This window comes from Selenomonas sp. oral taxon 892 str. F0426 (assembly GCF_000468035.1).
In the GTDB taxonomy this organism is placed as follows: Bacteria; Bacillota; Negativicutes; order Selenomonadales; family Selenomonadaceae; genus Centipeda.
This window is the reverse complement of the sequence record NZ_KI260524.1, coordinates 1-1,463: the sequence shown is the minus strand read 5'-3', so window position 1 is coordinate 1,463 and position 1,463 is coordinate 1. Positions and strand designations below refer to the sequence as shown.

Annotated in this window: 2 protein-coding genes; both read left to right on the top strand. The window is 38.2% G+C overall.

From position 1 onward, the window contains the following. Positions 1-83: 83 nt before the first annotated feature. Positions 84-401, top strand: a complete 318-nt coding sequence (locus HMPREF1992_RS02595) for a helix-turn-helix transcriptional regulator (RefSeq protein ID WP_021684261.1) — start codon at positions 84-86, stop codon at positions 399-401. A gap of 81 nt (positions 402-482) precedes the next feature. Continuing rightward, positions 483-1,463, top strand: a 981-nt coding sequence (locus tag HMPREF1992_RS02590) for a permease (RefSeq protein WP_021684260.1), incomplete at its 3' end; no start/stop codon positions are given.

Genomic DNA, 1,463 nt, shown 5'->3' with positions numbered 1-1,463 from the left:
TTAGAAAAACTATAATTTCATATTGACTTTTTTCGATTTGAAGCATATGCTTAAATCAAGAAATTTGGATTTGAGGTGAGAGCATGGCAACTATTTATGAGGAAAGAGCAAAAATCTTTAAAGCTTTAAGTGATGAGCGTAGGTTACGCATTTTAGAACTTTTGCAGAATGGAGAAAAGTGTACTTGCACTTTAACCGATGAAGTGAATATGCCTCAATCTTCGCTTTCCTATCACATGAAAATCCTATGTGAAGCAGGTATTGTGACAGGTCGTGAGGACGGTAAATCGACACATTACCAAATCAGCAAGCAAGGCAGTGAAAAGGTACTGGCTTTATTGAAAGATACGATTGCTATTGACGAAACAAATATGAGTTGTAATAAATGTTCAAACACCTAAAAGCCGTTCCAATATGGCAACGGTTTTTTTTAGGAATATCAAATCGAAAATTCTTGATTTATAAGAAAGAGAGGTTAGGATATGCAGGCACTAAAAAGTGTTTGGGATTTCTTTCAGAATGAAATCCTCGGTATGAAATGGCTAAACCAACTGATAGGAAATCTGTTAGAAGCGTGTGGTCTATCTACTGAAACTCGGTTCGGGGGAAGCGTTCAGTTTTTCATCTACGACACCATAAAAATTATGCTATTGCTGGGTGTTTTAATTTTGATAATTTCGTATATTCAAAGTTATTTCCCGCCGGAGAGAACCAAAAAGATATTAGGGAGATTTCGAGGAATAGGGGCAAATATGATAGCTGCCCTTTTGGGAACAGTTACGCCGTTTTGTTCTTGTTCGTCCATTCCAATATTTATCGGTTTTACCAGTGCCGGGCTGCCGCTGGGTGTTACGTTTTCTTTTTTAATTTCTTCTCCTATGGTAGACCTCGGCTCTCTTGTACTCCTTATGAGCATATTCGGCTGGAAAGTGGCAATCGTGTATGTTCTGCTCGGACTTATAATTGCTGTTGCAGGAGGGAGTTTAATCGAAAAACTACACCTTGAAAATGAAGTAGAGGAATACATTAAAAATGGAAAATCCGTTGATATTCCGCAGGAAGAATTGCACTTTAAGGATAGACTTCATTTTGCATGGGAACAGGATGTATCTACTGCGAAAAAGGTTGCACCTTATGTCTTGATCGGTGTAGGTATCGGGGCTATTATTCATAACTGGATACCGGAAGAAATCATTGTTAATATACTCGGAGCTAATAACCCATTTGGTGTAATTATCGCAACTATTGCCGGAGTACCTATGTATGCAGATATTTTTGGAACAATTCCGATTGCAGAAGCACTACTGGCAAAGGGAGCATTGTTGGGCGTTGTTTTATCTTTTATGATGGGCGTTACCACTTTGTCCCTGCCTTCAATGATTATGCTTCGTAAAGCTGTAAAACCTAAACTTTTATGGATTTTTATCGCAATCTGTACTGTCGGAATTATACTGGTTGGCTAT

What these genes read in the sequence shown, in the direction of transcription:
- HMPREF1992_RS02595 (WP_021684261.1), top strand. Translation starts at nt 84, where the DNA reads ATGGCAACTATTTATGAGGAAAGAGCAAAAATCTTTAAAGCTTTAAGT.